Annotated in this window: 16 protein-coding genes; 11 read left to right on the top strand and 5 right to left on the bottom strand. The window is 66.1% G+C overall.

From position 1 onward, the window contains the following. Positions 1 to 19 precede the first annotated feature (19 nt). Both phbB and yddG read left to right on the top strand, forming a co-directional pair. Positions 20 to 745, top strand: a complete 726-nt coding sequence (gene phbB, locus B6K69_RS10450; protein ID WP_108643740.1) for a beta-ketoacyl-ACP reductase — start codon at positions 20 to 22, stop codon at positions 743 to 745. Between the two features lie 132 nt (positions 746 to 877). After that, the gene (gene yddG, locus B6K69_RS10455) at positions 878 to 1,729 is read left to right on the top strand and encodes an aromatic amino acid exporter YddG (protein ID WP_108643741.1); all 852 of its coding nucleotides are present in this window, start codon (positions 878 to 880) and stop codon (positions 1,727 to 1,729) included. A gap of 6 nt (positions 1,730 to 1,735) precedes the next feature. Here yddG and B6K69_RS10460 read toward each other — a convergent pair whose 3' ends face one another. The 3 genes from B6K69_RS10460 to B6K69_RS10470 all read right to left on the bottom strand — a co-directional run bounded on the left by B6K69_RS10460 (position 1,736) and on the right by B6K69_RS10470 (position 2,992). Next, complete coding sequence (locus B6K69_RS10460) at positions 1,736 to 1,915, bottom strand: YdcH family protein (RefSeq protein ID WP_108644887.1); 180 nt, start codon at positions 1,913 to 1,915, stop codon at positions 1,736 to 1,738. Between the two features lie 103 nt (positions 1,916 to 2,018). After that, entirely contained in the window at positions 2,019 to 2,777 is a 759-nt protein-coding gene (locus tag B6K69_RS10465) for a tRNA1(Val) (adenine(37)-N6)-methyltransferase (protein WP_108644888.1), read from the bottom strand. Then, positions 2,777 to 2,992: a putative signal transducing protein gene (locus tag B6K69_RS10470; RefSeq protein ID WP_107671727.1), complete on the bottom strand. Its 216-nt coding sequence runs from the start codon at positions 2,990 to 2,992 to the stop codon at positions 2,777 to 2,779. Before B6K69_RS10470 ends, B6K69_RS10465 begins: the two co-directional genes overlap by 1 nt. Positions 2,993 to 3,044: 52 nt before the next feature. Between B6K69_RS10470 and B6K69_RS10475 the strand changes: the two genes are divergently transcribed. After that, on the top strand, positions 3,045 to 4,058 hold the full coding sequence (locus tag B6K69_RS10475) for a polyprenyl synthetase family protein (RefSeq protein ID WP_412917515.1): 1,014 nt from the start codon (positions 3,045 to 3,047) through the stop codon (positions 4,056 to 4,058). Between the two features lie 8 nt (positions 4,059 to 4,066). Here the strand turns inward: B6K69_RS10475 and B6K69_RS10480 are convergent, their stop codons facing one another. Together B6K69_RS10480 and B6K69_RS10485 are read right to left on the bottom strand one after the other, a co-directional pair. Further along, positions 4,067 to 4,891, bottom strand: coding sequence for a 4-(cytidine 5'-diphospho)-2-C-methyl-D-erythritol kinase (locus tag B6K69_RS10480; protein ID WP_108643742.1), 825 nt, complete (start codon positions 4,889 to 4,891; stop codon positions 4,067 to 4,069). Further along, positions 4,881 to 6,608 (bottom strand): tetratricopeptide repeat protein, encoded by a 1,728-nt coding sequence (locus tag B6K69_RS10485; RefSeq protein WP_107671725.1) that lies wholly within the window; start codon positions 6,606 to 6,608, stop codon positions 4,881 to 4,883. Before B6K69_RS10485 ends, B6K69_RS10480 begins: the two co-directional genes overlap by 11 nt. A gap of 308 nt (positions 6,609 to 6,916) precedes the next feature. Between B6K69_RS10485 and B6K69_RS10490 the strand changes: the two genes are divergently transcribed. The 8 genes from B6K69_RS10490 (at position 6,917) to ureC (ending at position 14,123) form a co-directional block, all read left to right on the top strand. Next, positions 6,917 to 8,341, top strand: a complete 1,425-nt coding sequence (locus B6K69_RS10490; RefSeq protein ID WP_107671724.1) for a circularly permuted type 2 ATP-grasp protein — start codon at positions 6,917 to 6,919, stop codon at positions 8,339 to 8,341. Between the two features lie 2 nt (positions 8,342 to 8,343). Then, complete coding sequence (locus B6K69_RS10495) at positions 8,344 to 9,282, top strand: alpha-E domain-containing protein (protein WP_107671841.1); 939 nt, start codon at positions 8,344 to 8,346, stop codon at positions 9,280 to 9,282. Between the two features lie 5 nt (positions 9,283 to 9,287). Further along, a complete protein-coding gene (locus B6K69_RS10500) occupies positions 9,288 to 10,091 on the top strand; it encodes a transglutaminase family protein (protein WP_107671840.1) in 804 nt (267 codons plus the stop codon). Between the two features lie 9 nt (positions 10,092 to 10,100). Then, complete coding sequence (locus B6K69_RS10505; RefSeq protein WP_108643743.1) at positions 10,101 to 10,832, top strand: proteasome-type protease; 732 nt, start codon at positions 10,101 to 10,103, stop codon at positions 10,830 to 10,832. Between the two features lie 131 nt (positions 10,833 to 10,963). After that, positions 10,964 to 11,797 (top strand): urease accessory protein UreD, encoded by an 834-nt coding sequence (locus B6K69_RS10510; protein ID WP_108643744.1) that lies wholly within the window; start codon positions 10,964 to 10,966, stop codon positions 11,795 to 11,797. Beyond that, a complete protein-coding gene (locus tag B6K69_RS10515) occupies positions 11,794 to 12,096 on the top strand; it encodes an urease subunit gamma (RefSeq protein WP_107671721.1) in 303 nt (100 codons plus the stop codon). Before B6K69_RS10510 ends, B6K69_RS10515 begins: the two co-directional genes overlap by 4 nt. Before the next feature lie 9 nt (positions 12,097 to 12,105). Further along, a complete protein-coding gene (locus B6K69_RS10520; RefSeq protein WP_107671720.1) occupies positions 12,106 to 12,411 on the top strand; it encodes an urease subunit beta in 306 nt (101 codons plus the stop codon). A 2-nt stretch (positions 12,412 to 12,413) separates the two neighbouring features. Continuing rightward, positions 12,414 to 14,123: an urease subunit alpha gene (gene ureC / locus B6K69_RS10525; RefSeq protein WP_108643745.1), complete on the top strand. Its 1,710-nt coding sequence runs from the start codon at positions 12,414 to 12,416 to the stop codon at positions 14,121 to 14,123. Positions 14,124 to 14,129 lie beyond the last annotated feature (6 nt).

Genomic DNA, 14,129 nt, shown 5'->3' on the forward strand with positions numbered 1-14,129 from the left:
TGTCCTTGGAGGAGGAATCATGGCAAAGGTTGCACTGGTCACGGGGGGGTCGCGTGGCATCGGGGCGGCGATTTCGGTCGCGCTGAAGGCGGCGGGCTACAAGGTGGCCGCCAACTACGCGGGCAATGATGAGGCCGCGAAGGCCTTTACCGCCGAGACCGGAATTCCGACTTACAAGTGGTCGGTCGCCGATTATGACGCCTGCGCCGCGGGCATCGCGCAGGTCGAAGCCGACCTTGGCCCGGTGGATGTGCTGGTCAACAATGCCGGCATCACCCGCGATGCGATGTTCCACAAGATGACGCCCGGCCAGTGGAAAGAGGTGATCGACACCAACCTGACCGGCCTGTTCAACATGACCCATCCGCTGTGGTCGGGGATGCGCGACCGCAAGTTCGGCCGGGTGATCAACATCAGCTCGATCAACGGCCAGAAGGGGCAGGCAGGACAGGCCAACTATTCCGCCGCCAAATCGGGCGACCTGGGCTTTACCAAGGCGCTGGCCCAGGAAGGCGCCCGCGCCGGCATTACCGTGAACGCGATCTGCCCTGGCTATATTGGCACCGAAATGGTGAAGGCCATTGACGAAAAGGTGCTGGCCGAGCGGATCATCCCGCAGATCCCGGTCGGCCGTCTGGGCGAACCGGAAGAGATTGCGCGCTGCGTGGTGTTCCTGGCCAGCGACGACGCCGGCTTCATCACCGGATCGACGATTTCCGCGAACGGCGGTCAGTTCTTCGTCTGAGAGCGGACGACGGATGGGAAGGCCCGGCATCACCCGCCGGGCCTTTCGCTTTTGCGGGTGAGCCGCTAAGGACAGCGCGGAAGCAAAAATCTTCGAAGATTTTTGCAAATTCCTTCGAAGGAATTTGTCTGCATGACACGCCAGCGCGCCACGGCAATCGGTTTCACGGCAATCCTGATGTGGGCGCTGCTGGCGCTGCTGACCATCTGGTCTGCGCCGGTGCCGCCGTTCCTGCTGAACGCGCTGTGCTTTGGCATTGGCGGCGTGATCGGCCTGATCTGGACGGCGCGCAAGGGCCTGGGAGTGCTGCGCACGGTATCGTGGAAGGTTTATGCCTTCGGAACGGCGGGGCTGTTCGGCTATCACTTCCTGTATTTCACGGCCTTCCGCCTTGCCCCCAGTGCCGAAACCGGGCTGATCGCCTATCTCTGGCCGCTGTTCATCGTGCTGCTTTCGGGCCTGTTGCCGGGGGAACGGCTGACAGCCTGGCATGTGCTGGGGGCGCTGGTCGCCTTTGCTGGCGCGGCGCTGATCGTGCTGGCACGGGGCGGTGAAAGCGCCGCTTCGGTTCCTGGCCTGATACTGGCCTTTGGCTGCGCGCTGACCTGGGCTGCCTATTCGGTGCTGTCGCGGCGTCTGGGCGAGGTGCCGACCGAAAGCGTGACGGTGTTCTGCCTGGCGACTGCGGCCCTGTCTGTTCCGGCGCATCTGTTGCTGGAACAGACGGTCTGGCCGGTGGGCGCCGTGGGCTGGGTTTCGGTTCTGGCTCTAGGCATCGGTCCGGTGGGGGCGGCTTTCTTCACCTGGGATGTGGGCATGAAAAAAGGCGACATCCAGTTGCTGGGTGTCGCCTCCTATGCTGCTCCGCTTTTGTCGACGCTGGCGCTGGTGGTGGCCGGGATCACCCCCGCGACATGGACCATCGGTCTGGCCGCGATCCTTATTGCCGGGGGGGCAGCCCTGGCCGCGCGCCGCGCGCCCTGACGCGGATCAGTGCTGCTGTTCCTGTTCGGTCAGCCGGGCAATTTCTTCCTTCAGCTTCAGCTTCTGTTTCTTCCATTCGGCAATCTGGAGGTCATCCGATGCGGGGCTGCGCTGGGCTGCGGCAACCATGTCCGAAAGCGATTCGTGCTTCTTGCGGAGTTCCGCCAGATGCGAAGCGATCGTCATGTTCATCCTCCTTTTGATGTCACCCTGATGACACCAGTCCACCACCAAAGCCCGGCCTTGTCACCCAAATTGCGACAGCCTGCGTCAGCATTTCACGCCAAGTTCAATGGAACGCAGTCAGCAAAGGGGCGCCATCGCGCAGGATGGCGTTGGCTTGCGGGGTATAGCTCTCCCGGTCGCCGTCATGGGCGGGGCCGGCGTGCAGAATCAGCGGGGGCAGCAGGCGGAAGGGGGCTTTGCCGCCCTTGCGGGCCCGCAACAGGATGCGGGGGGCGGCCCGGCCTTCGCGGGGTTGCAGCGGCAGCACCGCCGCCGAGCCGAGCTTCGGCGCAAGCGCGGCCAGCAGATCGGGCAGGCTGTCGGCGCCCGCGATCAGGGTCAGCCAGCCGCCGGGATGCAGGCGCTGCGCCGCGGCCTGCACCCAGACCGAGAGCGGCAGCGTGACCTGCAAGGCGGTGGCCCGGCCCGGCCGGGGCGACGGCGTGCCCCCGGGCGGATACCAGGGCGGGTTGGCGATCACCTGCGAAAACGGCCGCCGCAGCGGTCGGGGCATCTGCGCCACATCCCCTTCGACCACCTCCATCGCCATGCCGTTGCGGGCCGCGTTGCGGCGGGCAAGATCGGCATAGTCGGTCTGCATCTCAAGCCCGGTCAGCACGAGGTCCGGCACCCGCGCAGCCAGACACAGCGACGCGGCCCCCGCCCCGCAGCCCAGATCCAGCACCGTGTCGCCGGGTTCGGCCGGACAGGCGGCGGCCAGCAGCACGGCATCGGTGGCGGCCCGGTAGCCGCGCGCCGGTTGCAGCAGGCGCAGACGCCCGCAAAGAAACTTGTCGTCGGTCAGATCGGCGTCGTCGAAGATCATGGGCTTGGCGTCAATCCGTTGTCGCGGCAGATGGCGCGGGCCAGGAACAGATCACGATCCGCCACCATCAGGCGCTGCGGCAGGATGCCCAAGCTGCCGTCAAGGATGCTCATGTGGACGTCCATGGCGAAGGCCGCTATACCCTCGCCCTGAAGAAGGGCCTGGGCAAAGGCAATCACGGTCGGGTCGGTCGTGCGCAACAGTTCCTTCATGACCAAGGGTTAATCGCGCCGGCCCGGCCGGGCAAGGGCGGCGGGGGCAGGGATGAACATGGACGGGGCGGTCGACAAGCCGAAGGATGGCCCGCAGGACCGGCTGGCGCTGGCGCTGGCCGAGGATATGGCCGCGGTGAACCTGCTGATCCGCGAGCGAATGTCGAGCGAGCACGCCCCCCGTATTCCCGAGGTCACGGCGCATCTGATCGAGGCGGGCGGCAAGCGGTTGCGGCCGATGCTGACGCTGGCCGCGGCCCGGATCTGCGGCTATGCGGGCACCGATCACCGCAAGCTGGCGGCAACGGTGGAATTCATCCACACCGCAACCTTGCTGCATGACGATGTGGTGGACGAAAGCCAGCGCCGCCGTGGCCGGCCGACCGCAAACCTGCTGTGGGACAACAAGTCCAGCGTTCTGGTGGGCGACTACCTGTTCGCCCGCGCCTTCCAGTTGATGGTGGAACCGGGCAGCCTGCGGGTGCTGGACATTCTGGCCAATGCCAGCGCGGTGATCGCCGAGGGCGAGGTGCTGCAACTGACCGCCGCGCAGGATCTGGCAACGACCGAGGACATCTACCTGAAGGTCATTCGCGGCAAGACCGCCGCACTGTTCAGCGCGGCGACCGAGTCTGGCGCGGTGCTGGCGGGCGCGCCGGAAGATCAGGTGCAGGCGCTGTTCACCTATGGCGATGCGCTGGGAATTGCCTTCCAGATTGCCGATGACCTGCTGGATTACGGCGGGTCTTCGGCGGTGATCGGCAAGAACACCGGCGACGATTTCCGCGAACGCAAGCTGACGCTGCCGGTGATCAAGGCCGTGGCCAAGGCCGATGCGGAAGAACGGGCGTTCTGGGTTCGCGTGATCGAGAAGGGCCAGCAGAACGAGGGCGATCTTGAGCGGGCGATGGCGATCATGGCCCGCCACGGCGCGATGGACGCCGCGCGCACGGCCGCGCTGGACTGGTCGCGCCGGGCGCAGGACGCGCTGAAGGTTCTGCCGGAAAACCCGCTGCGCGATATTCTGGCCGATCTGGCGCAATATGTGGTGGCGCGGATCGCCTGAGCGCGGGGTCAGCCCTGCATCGGCGCGGCGGCGGCCCACCAGCCGGGCTGCGCGGCCCTGATGGCGCCAGCGGCGGCTTCGGCAGACGCCTGACCGGCGAACAGACCAAAACAGGTGGCACCCGAACCCGACATGCGGGCCAGCAGACACCCGTCCTGCGCCGCAAGAGCCGCCTTCACATCGGCGATCACCGGGGCCAGCACGATGGCCGGAGCCTCAAGATCGTTGCGCTGGCTGGCGACAAAGGCCACCAGCGCGGCCATATCCGGCAAGGGTGGCAGAGGGGTGGGCATGGGCGGGTTTTCCCGCCGGTCAAGCGCCCGGAACACGGACGGGGTTGAAACCGCGACGCCGGGGTTCACCAGCACCATCCAGCCGGACGGCACGGAAACAGGGGCCAGCCCCTCGCCCACGCCGGTCATCCGCACCGCATGGCCGGACAGGCAGACCGGCACATCGGCCCCCAGCTTCAGCACGGTTTCGGCATCGGGCAGCGCCCGCCCCATCCGGGCCAGCGCGCGCAGGGTGGCCGCCGCATCCGCCGAGCCACCACCAATGCCCGACGCCACGGGCAGCACCTTGTCCAGCGTGATCGCCACGCCGCCGCCCATGGCACGGGCGGCACGCAGGCAGAGGTTGTCATCGCTGGGGGGCAGAAGCGCGGCCTGCGGCCCGGTGACCGAAAAGCCTTCGCCCGCGGTGACGGAAACACGGTCGCCCACGCCGGCAAACACCACCAGACTGTCGAGCAGGTGATAACCATCCTGCCGCCGCCCGGTGACATGCAGCGTCAGGTTCACCTTGGCCGGCGCGAATTCGGTCTCAGTTGCCATTCTTCGCGGCTTTGACCTCGGACAGCGGGGGGGCGCCTTCTTCGGCAAGCACGGCATCCAGCCCCTTGTCGATCTTGCGGCGGATGCGGTCGGCATCCTTTTCGGTCGGGCCGAAGGACAGCGCGCGGTGCCACTGGAATTCGGCTTCACGCTTGCGGCCGACGGCCCAGTAGACATCTCCCAGGTGATCGGTCACCACCGGATCGACGGGTTCCAGAAGCGATGCCTTTTCCATTGGCTCCAGCGCATCCTGATAGCGGCCAAGCCGGAAATAGGCCCAGGCCAGACTGTCGATGATATAGCCTTGGTCGGGCTGCGCCTTCACCGCGCGTTCGATCATCGACAGCGCTTCATCCAGGTTCTTGCCCCGGTCCACGAAGCTGTAACCCAGATAATTCAGCACCTGCGGCTGGTTCGGGTTCAGTTCCAGCGCCTTGCGGAAATCGGCCTCGGCCTTGTCATAGTTTTTCAGGCTTTCCTCACAGACACCCCGGCTGAAGAACAGCGGCCAGTGGCCGGGCTTGACCTCGGGGATCAGGGCGATGGCGGCATCATAGACGGGGATCGCCTCGGCCCAGCGCTCTTCGCGGCGCAGCAGATCGGCCAGGGCGCTTTGCACCAGAATGATCTTGCCATGGCTGCGGGCCAGAACCTGCAACGCCTCGATTGCGGCATCCTTCTTGCCGGCCGAATACAGCGCATCGGCGCGGCCGATTTCGGCGCTGTAGTAATTGGGATCATCGGGCGCGAAGCTGGCATAGACATCGACCGCCAGATCGAACTGATCGACGTTTTCCAGCATGGCCGCCGTCAGAAGCAGGGCTTCGGCATGATCGGGGCGCAGGACGCTGGCAATACGGCTGTGCAGCAGGGTGTAGATCGGGTCGGATTCGGCGTTCAGCACGGTTGCGACCGAGAAGAACACTTCGGCAATGCCGTCGCGGGCGGTACGGGCAATGTCGAACGGGATCGGTTCACCCGCCTTCAGCCGCGCGCGCAGGCTGTCAAGAAAGGGCTCTGGCTCGGTGCCGAAGGCGCGTTCCAGCAGAGCCAGGGCATCGGGGTTGCGCTCAAGCTGGCTGAGGATCTGCACCCGCGCCAGCACCCCGCGCCGGTTCAGGTTCAGCGGCCCGGCGGTCTGGCCCGACAGAATGGCATCGGCCCCTTCGAAATCGCCGGCCTGCGCAAGAGCAAGCGCCTTGTGATACAGGCCGAAAGCCTGAAACCGCTTGTCGGCGGCCACCTTGTCGAAATCGGCCAGCGCATCGGCCATGCGGCCTTCGCCCAGCTTGGCCCAGGCCAGCACCAGTTCATCCAGCAGCGGGCCGACACTGCGGCCCGCCTCTGCGGCCTTGGTGATGGCGGTGTAATCCTCGCGCATCGCCTCATCCGCCAGAAGCGCCATGTCGGCGACCGGGCTTTCGATGCCGGCTTCGCGCAGCTTGGCCGCGACCTGCGCCGCAAGATCAATCTTGCCAAGGCTGAGATTGGCGAACATCGCGCCATCCAGCACGGCCGGATTGTCGGGGTCGGACAGGGCCGCGCGGGCATACCAGGCGGCCGCTGCGCGGAAATCTCCGTTCGCCTCGGCGTTGCGGGCGGCCAGATAGGCGCCAGGATCGCCATCCTGCACCTGATCCTGCGCAAGGCCGGGCGGAACCGTTACAGCCAGAAGACCGGCGGCCAAAGCGGCGGTCAGGGTCAAGCGGCGGGGCATCGGCAGTCGTCTCCTTGGATCGGCCTGCCCGTCAAGGTATCTGTCACCGCGCCCGCAGGCAATGCGGCCCGCCAGACTGCGGGAAAATGGCGCTGAACTCTTTGTGAAACGGCCCGTGGCCCCGCGCGGCCAAAGGGGCCCGAGGGCCGTGCAGACGGCATCATTCCGGTCTGGGGTGATGATGCACCCGCAGGAACAACCGCAAGGACCCCAAGCCTGCCTGTTTCAAGGGCAGATGCACAGGGAAATGCCGTCCGGCGCAAGCAGGTGCTTGCCAAATCGGCCGATGGCATCACAGACTTGCGAACATGAGTGACACGGTGATCTTTGACGAGATGCATGGGCGGGATGGGGTGCTGCGGTCGCCCTACGCCGCCTTCGATGGCTGGATGAAGGAAGAGGACGCCGCGCGCCTGCGACGAAAGCAGCGCGAAGCCGAGGAAATCTTCCGGCTGACCGGCATCACCTTCAACGTCTATGGCCGGGCCGAGGCGGCCGAGCGGCTGATCCCCTTCGACATCATTCCCCGCATCATCAGCGGCCGCGAATGGAGCCGGCTGAGCCGCGGCATCGAACAGCGGGTGCGGGCGATCAACGCCTTCCTTTACGACATCTACCACCGGCAGGAAATCCTGCGCGCCGGGCGGATTCCGGTCGAGATGATCGAGAAGAACGCGGCCTTCCTGCCCCAGATGGTGGGGGTCACGCCGCCGGGCGGGGTTTATACCCATATCGTCGGCATCGACATCGTGCGGACGGCCGAAAACGAATTCTTCGTGCTGGAAGACAATGCCCGCACGCCCAGCGGTGTCAGCTACATGCTGGAAAACCGCGAGACCATGCTGCAGATGTTCCCCGAGCTGTTCGCCAAGAACCGCGTGCAGCCGGTGTCGAACTATCCGCAAGCGTTGCGGCGCAGCCTTTCGGCCTGCGCACCGGCCAATTCGGCGGAGGAGCCTGTTGTCGCGGTGCTGACGCCCGGCCTCTATAACAGCGCCTATTACGAACACAGCTTCCTGGCCGACAAGATGGGGGTCGAGCTGGTCGAGGGGCATGACCTGCGGGTTGTCGATGGCAAGGTGGCGATGCGCACGACGCAGGGCTACAAGCCGATCGACGTGCTGTATCGCCGGGTCGACGACGATTTCCTGGACCCGCTGAACTTTCGCGCCGACAGCACGCTGGGTATTCCGGGCATCTTCGATGTCTATCGCGCCGGCGGCATCACCATTGCCAATGCGCCGGGCACCGGCATTGCCGACGACAAGGCGATCTACAGCTACATGCCCGAGATCGTGGAGTTCTACACCGGCGAAAAGGCGCTGCTGCAGAACGTGCCCACCTGGCGCTGCAACGACGCCGAGGCACTGAAATACGTTCTGGCCCATCTGCCGGAACTGGTGGTCAAGGAAGTGCACGGGTCTGGCGGCTATGGAATGCTGGTTGGCCCCACCGCCAGCAAGCGCGAGATCGCGGAATTCCGTGCCAAACTTGAGGCGAAGCCCGGCAACTATATAGCCCAGCCGACGCTGGCGCTGTCCACCGTGCCGATCTTTACCAATTCGGGCCTGTCGCCACGCCATGTGGATTTGCGGCCTTATGTTCTGGTCTCGCCCGAGGGGGTGACGATCACGCCCGGCGGGCTGACGCGGGTGGCGTTGAAGAAAGGGTCTCTGGTGGTGAATTCGTCGCAAGGCGGGGGCACCAAGGACACCTGGGTGCTGGACGAATGACGATGTTGGGCAAGACGGCAGGCGGGCTGTACTGGATGTTCCGCTATCTTGAGCGGAGCGAGAACACCGCGCGGCTGGTTGAAGCCGGGCAGCGCATCGCGTTGACGCGCAGCCGGTCGGACGACGAATGGCAAAGCGTGCTGATGACGGCCTCAAGCCTTGACAGCTATCTGGCCAAATACCCGGCGGTGACCAAGGAAAACGCCATCGACTGGCTGCTGCGCGACCGGGACAACCCTTCGTCGGTGCTGTCGGTGGTGGAATCGGCGCGCAACAACGCCCGTCTGGTGCGCACCGCCCTGACGCGCGAGGTCTGGGAAAGCGTCAACGAAAGCTGGATGCTTCTGAAAGAGGCGCTGGCCCGCCGGGTGCCCGAACGCGACCTGCCGGAAGTGCTGACCCGCATCCGCCATCGCAGCGCCCATGTCCGGGGCGCCATGGCCGGCACCATGCTGCGCAACGAGATCTACAACTTCGCCCGCATCGGCAGCTTCATCGAACGCGCCGACAACACGGCGCGGCTGCTGGATGTGAAATACTATGTCCTGCTGCCCTCGGCCCTGTCGGTGGGGTCGTCGCTGGACAATGTGCAGTGGGAATCGCTGCTGCGGTCTGTCAGCGCCGAGGGCGGGTTCCGCATGACCCATGGCCAGACGGTGCGACCGCTGGAAATTGCGCAGTTCCTGATCCTTGACCGGCGGATGCCGCGCAGCCTTGCCTTCTGCGTGGACAAGATCGCCGACAACCTGCGCTATCTGGCGGCCGATTACGGCGCCCGCTCTGCCACGCTGGCGCTGGCCCAGACGCTGATCGAAAACCGGCTGTCGCAGCCGATCGAGGCGATCTTCGACACCGGCCTGCACGAGTTCATTCAGGAATTCCTGTATGAGCTGGGCATGATCGGCCGCCAGTGTGAAATTGACTTCCGGTTTTACGAGTGATGCCCATGCGCCTGCGGATCACCCATACCACGACCTATGACTATGACGAGCCGGTGCCCTATGCGCTGCAACAGTTGCGGCTGACACCCAAGAACGGCGCCACCCAGACGGTGCTGGCCTGGCAGACCACGATCACGGGCGGGAAAAAGGAACTGTCCTTCGATGACGCCCACCGCAACCGGGTGGATCTGGTCAGTTTCGAACCCGGCACCCGGCAGATCGCCGTGGTCAGCGAGGGCGAGGTCGAGGTGAGCGATACGGCCGGCGTCGTGGGGGTGCAGGGCGGTTTCATGCCGTTGTGGATGTTCCTGCGCCAGACCGCGCTGACCCGCCCCGGCACCGCCAGCCGCAAGCTGGTTGGCCAGATCACACCGGGCACGGCGCTGGAGCGGTCGCACGCCCTTATGGCCGCGATCCATGAAGCGGTGCGCTATGAAACCGGCATCAGCCATGTGGGCTGGACGGCCGAGGATACGCTGGCCGCCGGTCATGGCGTCTGTCAGGATCTGGCGCATGTCTTCGTGACGGCGGCCCGGCTGATGGGCCTGCCGTCGCGCTATGTCTCGGGCTATCTGATGATGCCCGACCGGGTGGTTCAGGAAGCAACCCATGCCTGGGCCGAAGTTCACCTGCCTGATCTGGGCTGGGTCGGCTTTGATCCGACCCATAACAAATGCCCCGATGCCGCCTATGTCCGCATCGCGACGGGGCTGGACTATGCCGAGGCCGCGCCTGTAACTGGCACCCGCTTCGGTCGCGCCGACGAACGGTTGTCGGTCGCGCTCGAAGTGGAACAGATGCAGCAGTAAGAGCGTGCGATGACCTATTGCGTTGGCCTCAAGATGAACCGGGGGCTGGTGTTCATGTCGGACACCCGCACCAACGCGGGCGTCGACAATATCTCGACCTTCCGCAAGATGTTCACCTGGACCGATGGCGGCGATACGGTTGTTACCCTGATGACGGCCGGAAATCTGGCCACCACGCAGGCGGTGGTGTCCACCATCGACGAACGGATGAAGGCACCGGGGGACCGCACGCCGTCAATCCTGGGCCTGCCGTCCATGTACCAGATCGCGCGGCATGTCGGGCAACTGCTGGTTGACATCATCGCGGAACGCGCCGGCGGCGGGATGCGGGCGGATTCCGCCTTCAACGCCACCATCATTCTGGGCGGACAGGTCAAGGGCAGCGAACCGCGTCTGTTCCTGATCTACCCGGAAGGCAACTTCATCGAGGCCAGCGATGACACGCCCTTCCTGCAGATCGGCGAAACCAAGTATGGCCGCCCGATCCTGGTTCGCGCCTTCGATCCGGGCATGAGCTTCGAGGCCGCAGTGAAGCTGCTGCTGGTCAGCTTCGATTCCACCATCAAGGCCAACCTCTCGGTCGGGCTGCCGCTGGATCTGCACATCTATGAACGCGACAGTCTGAGACGCGGGATGGAGCGGCGGATCAGGGCCGAAGACCCCTATTTCCAGACCATTTCGAAGGGCTGGGGCGATGCCTTGAAGGGGGCCTTCGACAGCCTGCCGGACATCACCTTCTGATCTTTTCGTCATGCCTGCTTTTCAGGCAAACCGCCCACAGCTTGTGCGGCGGACCCGTCTGACCATCGCCGTGCGCCCCTGCGCATCCGGCGCAGGATGCCCTGCCGGGCAGACCACGGCAGGCTGGACGGATGATTCAGGAACCCGTCCTCGCCCTTGAACGGTCGCGCGGCCTTGCGCGTGTGGGTTTCGCCCTGCGGGACGGGCGGGCGGTTCTGACCGATCTGGCGCAGGCGGGGTCAGCCAAGGTGCTGTTGCCCCATGTGGCCGGGGCACCCGAGGCGGTGTTCCTCAACACCTCGGGCGGGCTGACTTCGGGCGATCGGCTGGGTTATGCGGTGCGGCTGGGCGACGGTGTGACGGCCACGGCCACCACGCAAACCGCCGAACGGGCCTATCTGGCGCGCGACGGGGCCGCCCGGGTTGAGGTGGTAGCGCAGGTCGGCGCGGGCGGGCGGCTGGTGTGGCTGCCACAGGAAACCATCCTGTTCGAAGACAGCCATCTGGACCGGCAGACCGAGATTGCCCTTGCCCCCGGCGCCAGCGTGGTGCTGGCCGAAAGCGTGGTGCTGGGCCGCCGCGCCATGGGCGAGGCGCCGCGCCGCGCCCGCCTGTTCGACCGCCGCCATGTCACGCTGGCCGGCCGCCCGCTGTGGATTGAAGCGCAGCGGCTGGACGCCGGCGTTCTGGCCATGGGTGACAGGCCCGCGCTGCTGGCGGGCAATGTTGCCTTTGCCGTGGTGGCCTTCTGCGGTGCGGGGGCCGAGGCGGCGGTGGAGGCCCTGCGTGCCCTGCCCGTGCCGCCGGGGGTGCAGGCCGCCGTCACCGGCTGGAACGGCCGCTGCATCGCCCGGGCGCTGGCCCCGGATGGCTGGCCGCTGAAGCAATGGCTGGGCCGCATTGCCGCCCGGCTGACCGGAGCCCCCCTGCCAAGGACATGGCAGATGCAAGGACTGACCCCATGAACCTGACCCCGCGCGAAAAGGAAAAGCTGCTGGTCAGCCTGGCCGCCATGGTGGCGCGCAACCGGCTGGCCCGTGGCGTGAAGCTGAACCACCCCGAGGCGATTGCCCTGATCACCGATTTCGTCGTGGAAGGCGCGCGCGACGGCCGCAGCGTGGCCGATCTGATGGAGGCCGGCGCCCATGTCATCACCGCCAGCCAGTGTATGCAGGGCGTGCCCGAGATGATTCATTCGGTGCAGGTCGAGGCGACGTTCCCCGACGGGACCAAGCTGGTCACCGTCCACCACCCCATCCGCTGAGAGGTTGCCATGATTCCCGGAGAATTCCTGACCGCGCCCGGCGACATCGAATTGAACGCCGGCGCCCCGGTCACCGTGCTGCGGGTGGCAAACACCGGCGACCGGCCGGTGCAGGTGGGCAGCCATTACCACTTTGCCGAAACCAACCCGGGGCTGTCCTTCGACCGGGCGGCGGCGCGCGGCCAGCGGCTGGACATCCCGGCCGGAACCGCCGTCCGGTTCGAGCCGGGCCAGACCCGCGAGGTGCGGCTGGTGCCGCTTGGCGGCGCCCGCCGCGTGTTCGGCTTCAATGCCCAGGTGATGGGGGATCTCTGACCATGCCCGCCCGGATTGCCCGTGCCGATTATGCCCTGATGTTCGGCCCCACCACCGGCGACAGGGTTCGCCTTGGCGACACAGACCTGATCATCGAGGTGGAGCGCGATTTCACCACCTATGGCGAGGAGGTGAAGTTCGGCGGTGGCAAGGTCATTCGTGACGGGATGGGACAAAGCCAGATCAGCCGCGCCGGGGGGGCGGTGGATACCGTCATTACCAATGCGCTGGTGCTGGACCATTCCGGGGTGTTCAAGGCCGACATCGGGCTGCGGGACGGCCGCATCGCCGGGATTGGCAAGGCGGGGAACCCGGACACCCAGCCGGGGGTGAGCATCATCATCGGGCCGGGGACCGAGATCATTGCCGGCGAGGGGCGGATCCTGACCGCCGGGGGGATGGACGCCCATATCCACTTCATCGCGCCGGGGCAGATCGAGGATGCGCTGCATTCCGGCATCACCACCATGCTGGGCGGCGGCACCGGCCCGGCGCATGGCACGCTGGCCACCACCTGCACGCCGGGACCGTGGCATCTGGGGCGCATGTTGCAGGCGCTGGATGCCTTCCCCATCAACTTCGGCCTTTCGGGCAAGGGCAATGCCAGCCAGCCCGAGGCGCTGGTGGAAATGGTGAAGGGCGGCGCCTGTGCGCTGAAGCTGCATGAAGACTGGGGCACCACGCCCGCCGCCATCGACTGCTGCCTGTCGGTGGCCGACGACATGGACGTGCAGGTGATGATCCACACCGACACGCTGAATGAATCCGGCTTTGTCGAAAACACCCTGGCTGCCATTCGGGGCCGCACCATCCACGCCTTCCACACCGAAGGCGCGGGCGGCGGCCATGCGCCGGACATCATCAAGGTGGTCTCGGCGCCGAACGTCATTCCCAGTTCGACCAACCCGACGATGCCCTACACGGTGAACACCATCGAAGAGCATCTGGACATGCTGATGGTCTGCCACCACCTGGACCGGCGGGTGCCGGAAGACGTGTCCTTTGCCGAAAGCCGCATCCGGCGCGAGACCATCGCGGCGGAGGACATCCTGCACGACATGGGGGCGTTCTCGATCATTTCCTCGGACAGCCAGGCCATGGGCCGGGTGGGTGAGGTGGTCACCCGCACCTGGCAGACCGCCCACAAGATGAAGCAGCAACGCGGGCGGCTGGCCGAGGAGACGGGCGACAACGACAACCTGCGCGCCCGGCGCTATGTGGCGAAATACACCATCAACCCGGCGATCGCGCAAGGGATGAGCCGCGAGATCGGGTCAATCGAAGTGGGCAAGCGGGCGGATCTGGTGCTGTGGTCGCCGGCCTTATTCGGGGCCAAGCCGGAAATGGTGCTGGTGGGGGGCAGCATCGCCATGGCGCAGATGGGCGACACCAATGCCAGCATCCCCACGCCGCAGCCGGTGTATTCGCGGCCGATGTTCGGGGCCTTTGGCCGGGCTGTAGAGCGGGGGGCGGTGCTGTTCGTTTCGGCCGCGGCACAGGCAGACGGCTTGCGCGGGCAGTTGGGGCTGGCCAAGGAAACCGTCGCGGTGCAGGGCACGCGCAACATCGGCAAGGCCGACATGGTGCTGAACGCAGCGATGCCGCAGATCGAGGTGCATCCCGAAACCTACGAGGTGCGCGCCGATGGCGAATTGCTGACCTGCGCCCCGGCAACCGAGCTGCCGCTGGCGCAGCGCTATTTCCTGTTCTGAGGGGGC

This window comes from Pseudogemmobacter blasticus, from assembly GCF_003071405.1.
GTDB classification, from domain to species: Bacteria; Pseudomonadota; Alphaproteobacteria; order Rhodobacterales; family Rhodobacteraceae; genus Pseudogemmobacter; species Pseudogemmobacter blasticus.

Bases quoted from the DNA above. Each gene is read 5' to 3' on its own strand.
- phbB (WP_108643740.1), top strand. From the start codon at position 20: ATGGCAAAGGTTGCACTGGTCACGGGGGGGTCGCGTGGCATCGGGGCG.
- yddG (WP_108643741.1), top strand. From the start codon at position 878: ATGACACGCCAGCGCGCCACGGCAATCGGTTTCACGGCAATCCTGATG.
- B6K69_RS10460 (WP_108644887.1), bottom strand. From the start codon at position 1,915: ATGACGATCGCTTCGCATCTGGCGGAACTCCGCAAGAAGCACGAATCG.
- B6K69_RS10470 (WP_107671727.1), bottom strand. From the start codon at position 2,992: ATGAAGGAACTGTTGCGCACGACCGACCCGACCGTGATTGCCTTTGCC.
- B6K69_RS10475 (WP_412917515.1), top strand. From the start codon at position 3,045: ATGAACATGGACGGGGCGGTCGACAAGCCGAAGGATGGCCCGCAGGAC.
- B6K69_RS10480 (WP_108643742.1), bottom strand. From the start codon at position 4,891: ATGGCAACTGAGACCGAATTCGCGCCGGCCAAGGTGAACCTGACGCTG.
- B6K69_RS10485 (WP_107671725.1), bottom strand. From the start codon at position 6,608: ATGCCCCGCCGCTTGACCCTGACCGCCGCTTTGGCCGCCGGTCTTCTG.
- B6K69_RS10490 (WP_107671724.1), top strand. From the start codon at position 6,917: ATGAGTGACACGGTGATCTTTGACGAGATGCATGGGCGGGATGGGGTG.
- B6K69_RS10495 (WP_107671841.1), top strand. From the start codon at position 8,344: ATGTTGGGCAAGACGGCAGGCGGGCTGTACTGGATGTTCCGCTATCTT.
- B6K69_RS10500 (WP_107671840.1), top strand. From the start codon at position 9,288: ATGCGCCTGCGGATCACCCATACCACGACCTATGACTATGACGAGCCG.
- B6K69_RS10505 (WP_108643743.1), top strand. From the start codon at position 10,101: ATGACCTATTGCGTTGGCCTCAAGATGAACCGGGGGCTGGTGTTCATG.
- B6K69_RS10510 (WP_108643744.1), top strand. From the start codon at position 10,964: ATGATTCAGGAACCCGTCCTCGCCCTTGAACGGTCGCGCGGCCTTGCG.
- B6K69_RS10515 (WP_107671721.1), top strand. From the start codon at position 11,794: ATGAACCTGACCCCGCGCGAAAAGGAAAAGCTGCTGGTCAGCCTGGCC.
- B6K69_RS10520 (WP_107671720.1), top strand. From the start codon at position 12,106: ATGATTCCCGGAGAATTCCTGACCGCGCCCGGCGACATCGAATTGAAC.
- ureC (WP_108643745.1), top strand. From the start codon at position 12,414: ATGCCCGCCCGGATTGCCCGTGCCGATTATGCCCTGATGTTCGGCCCC.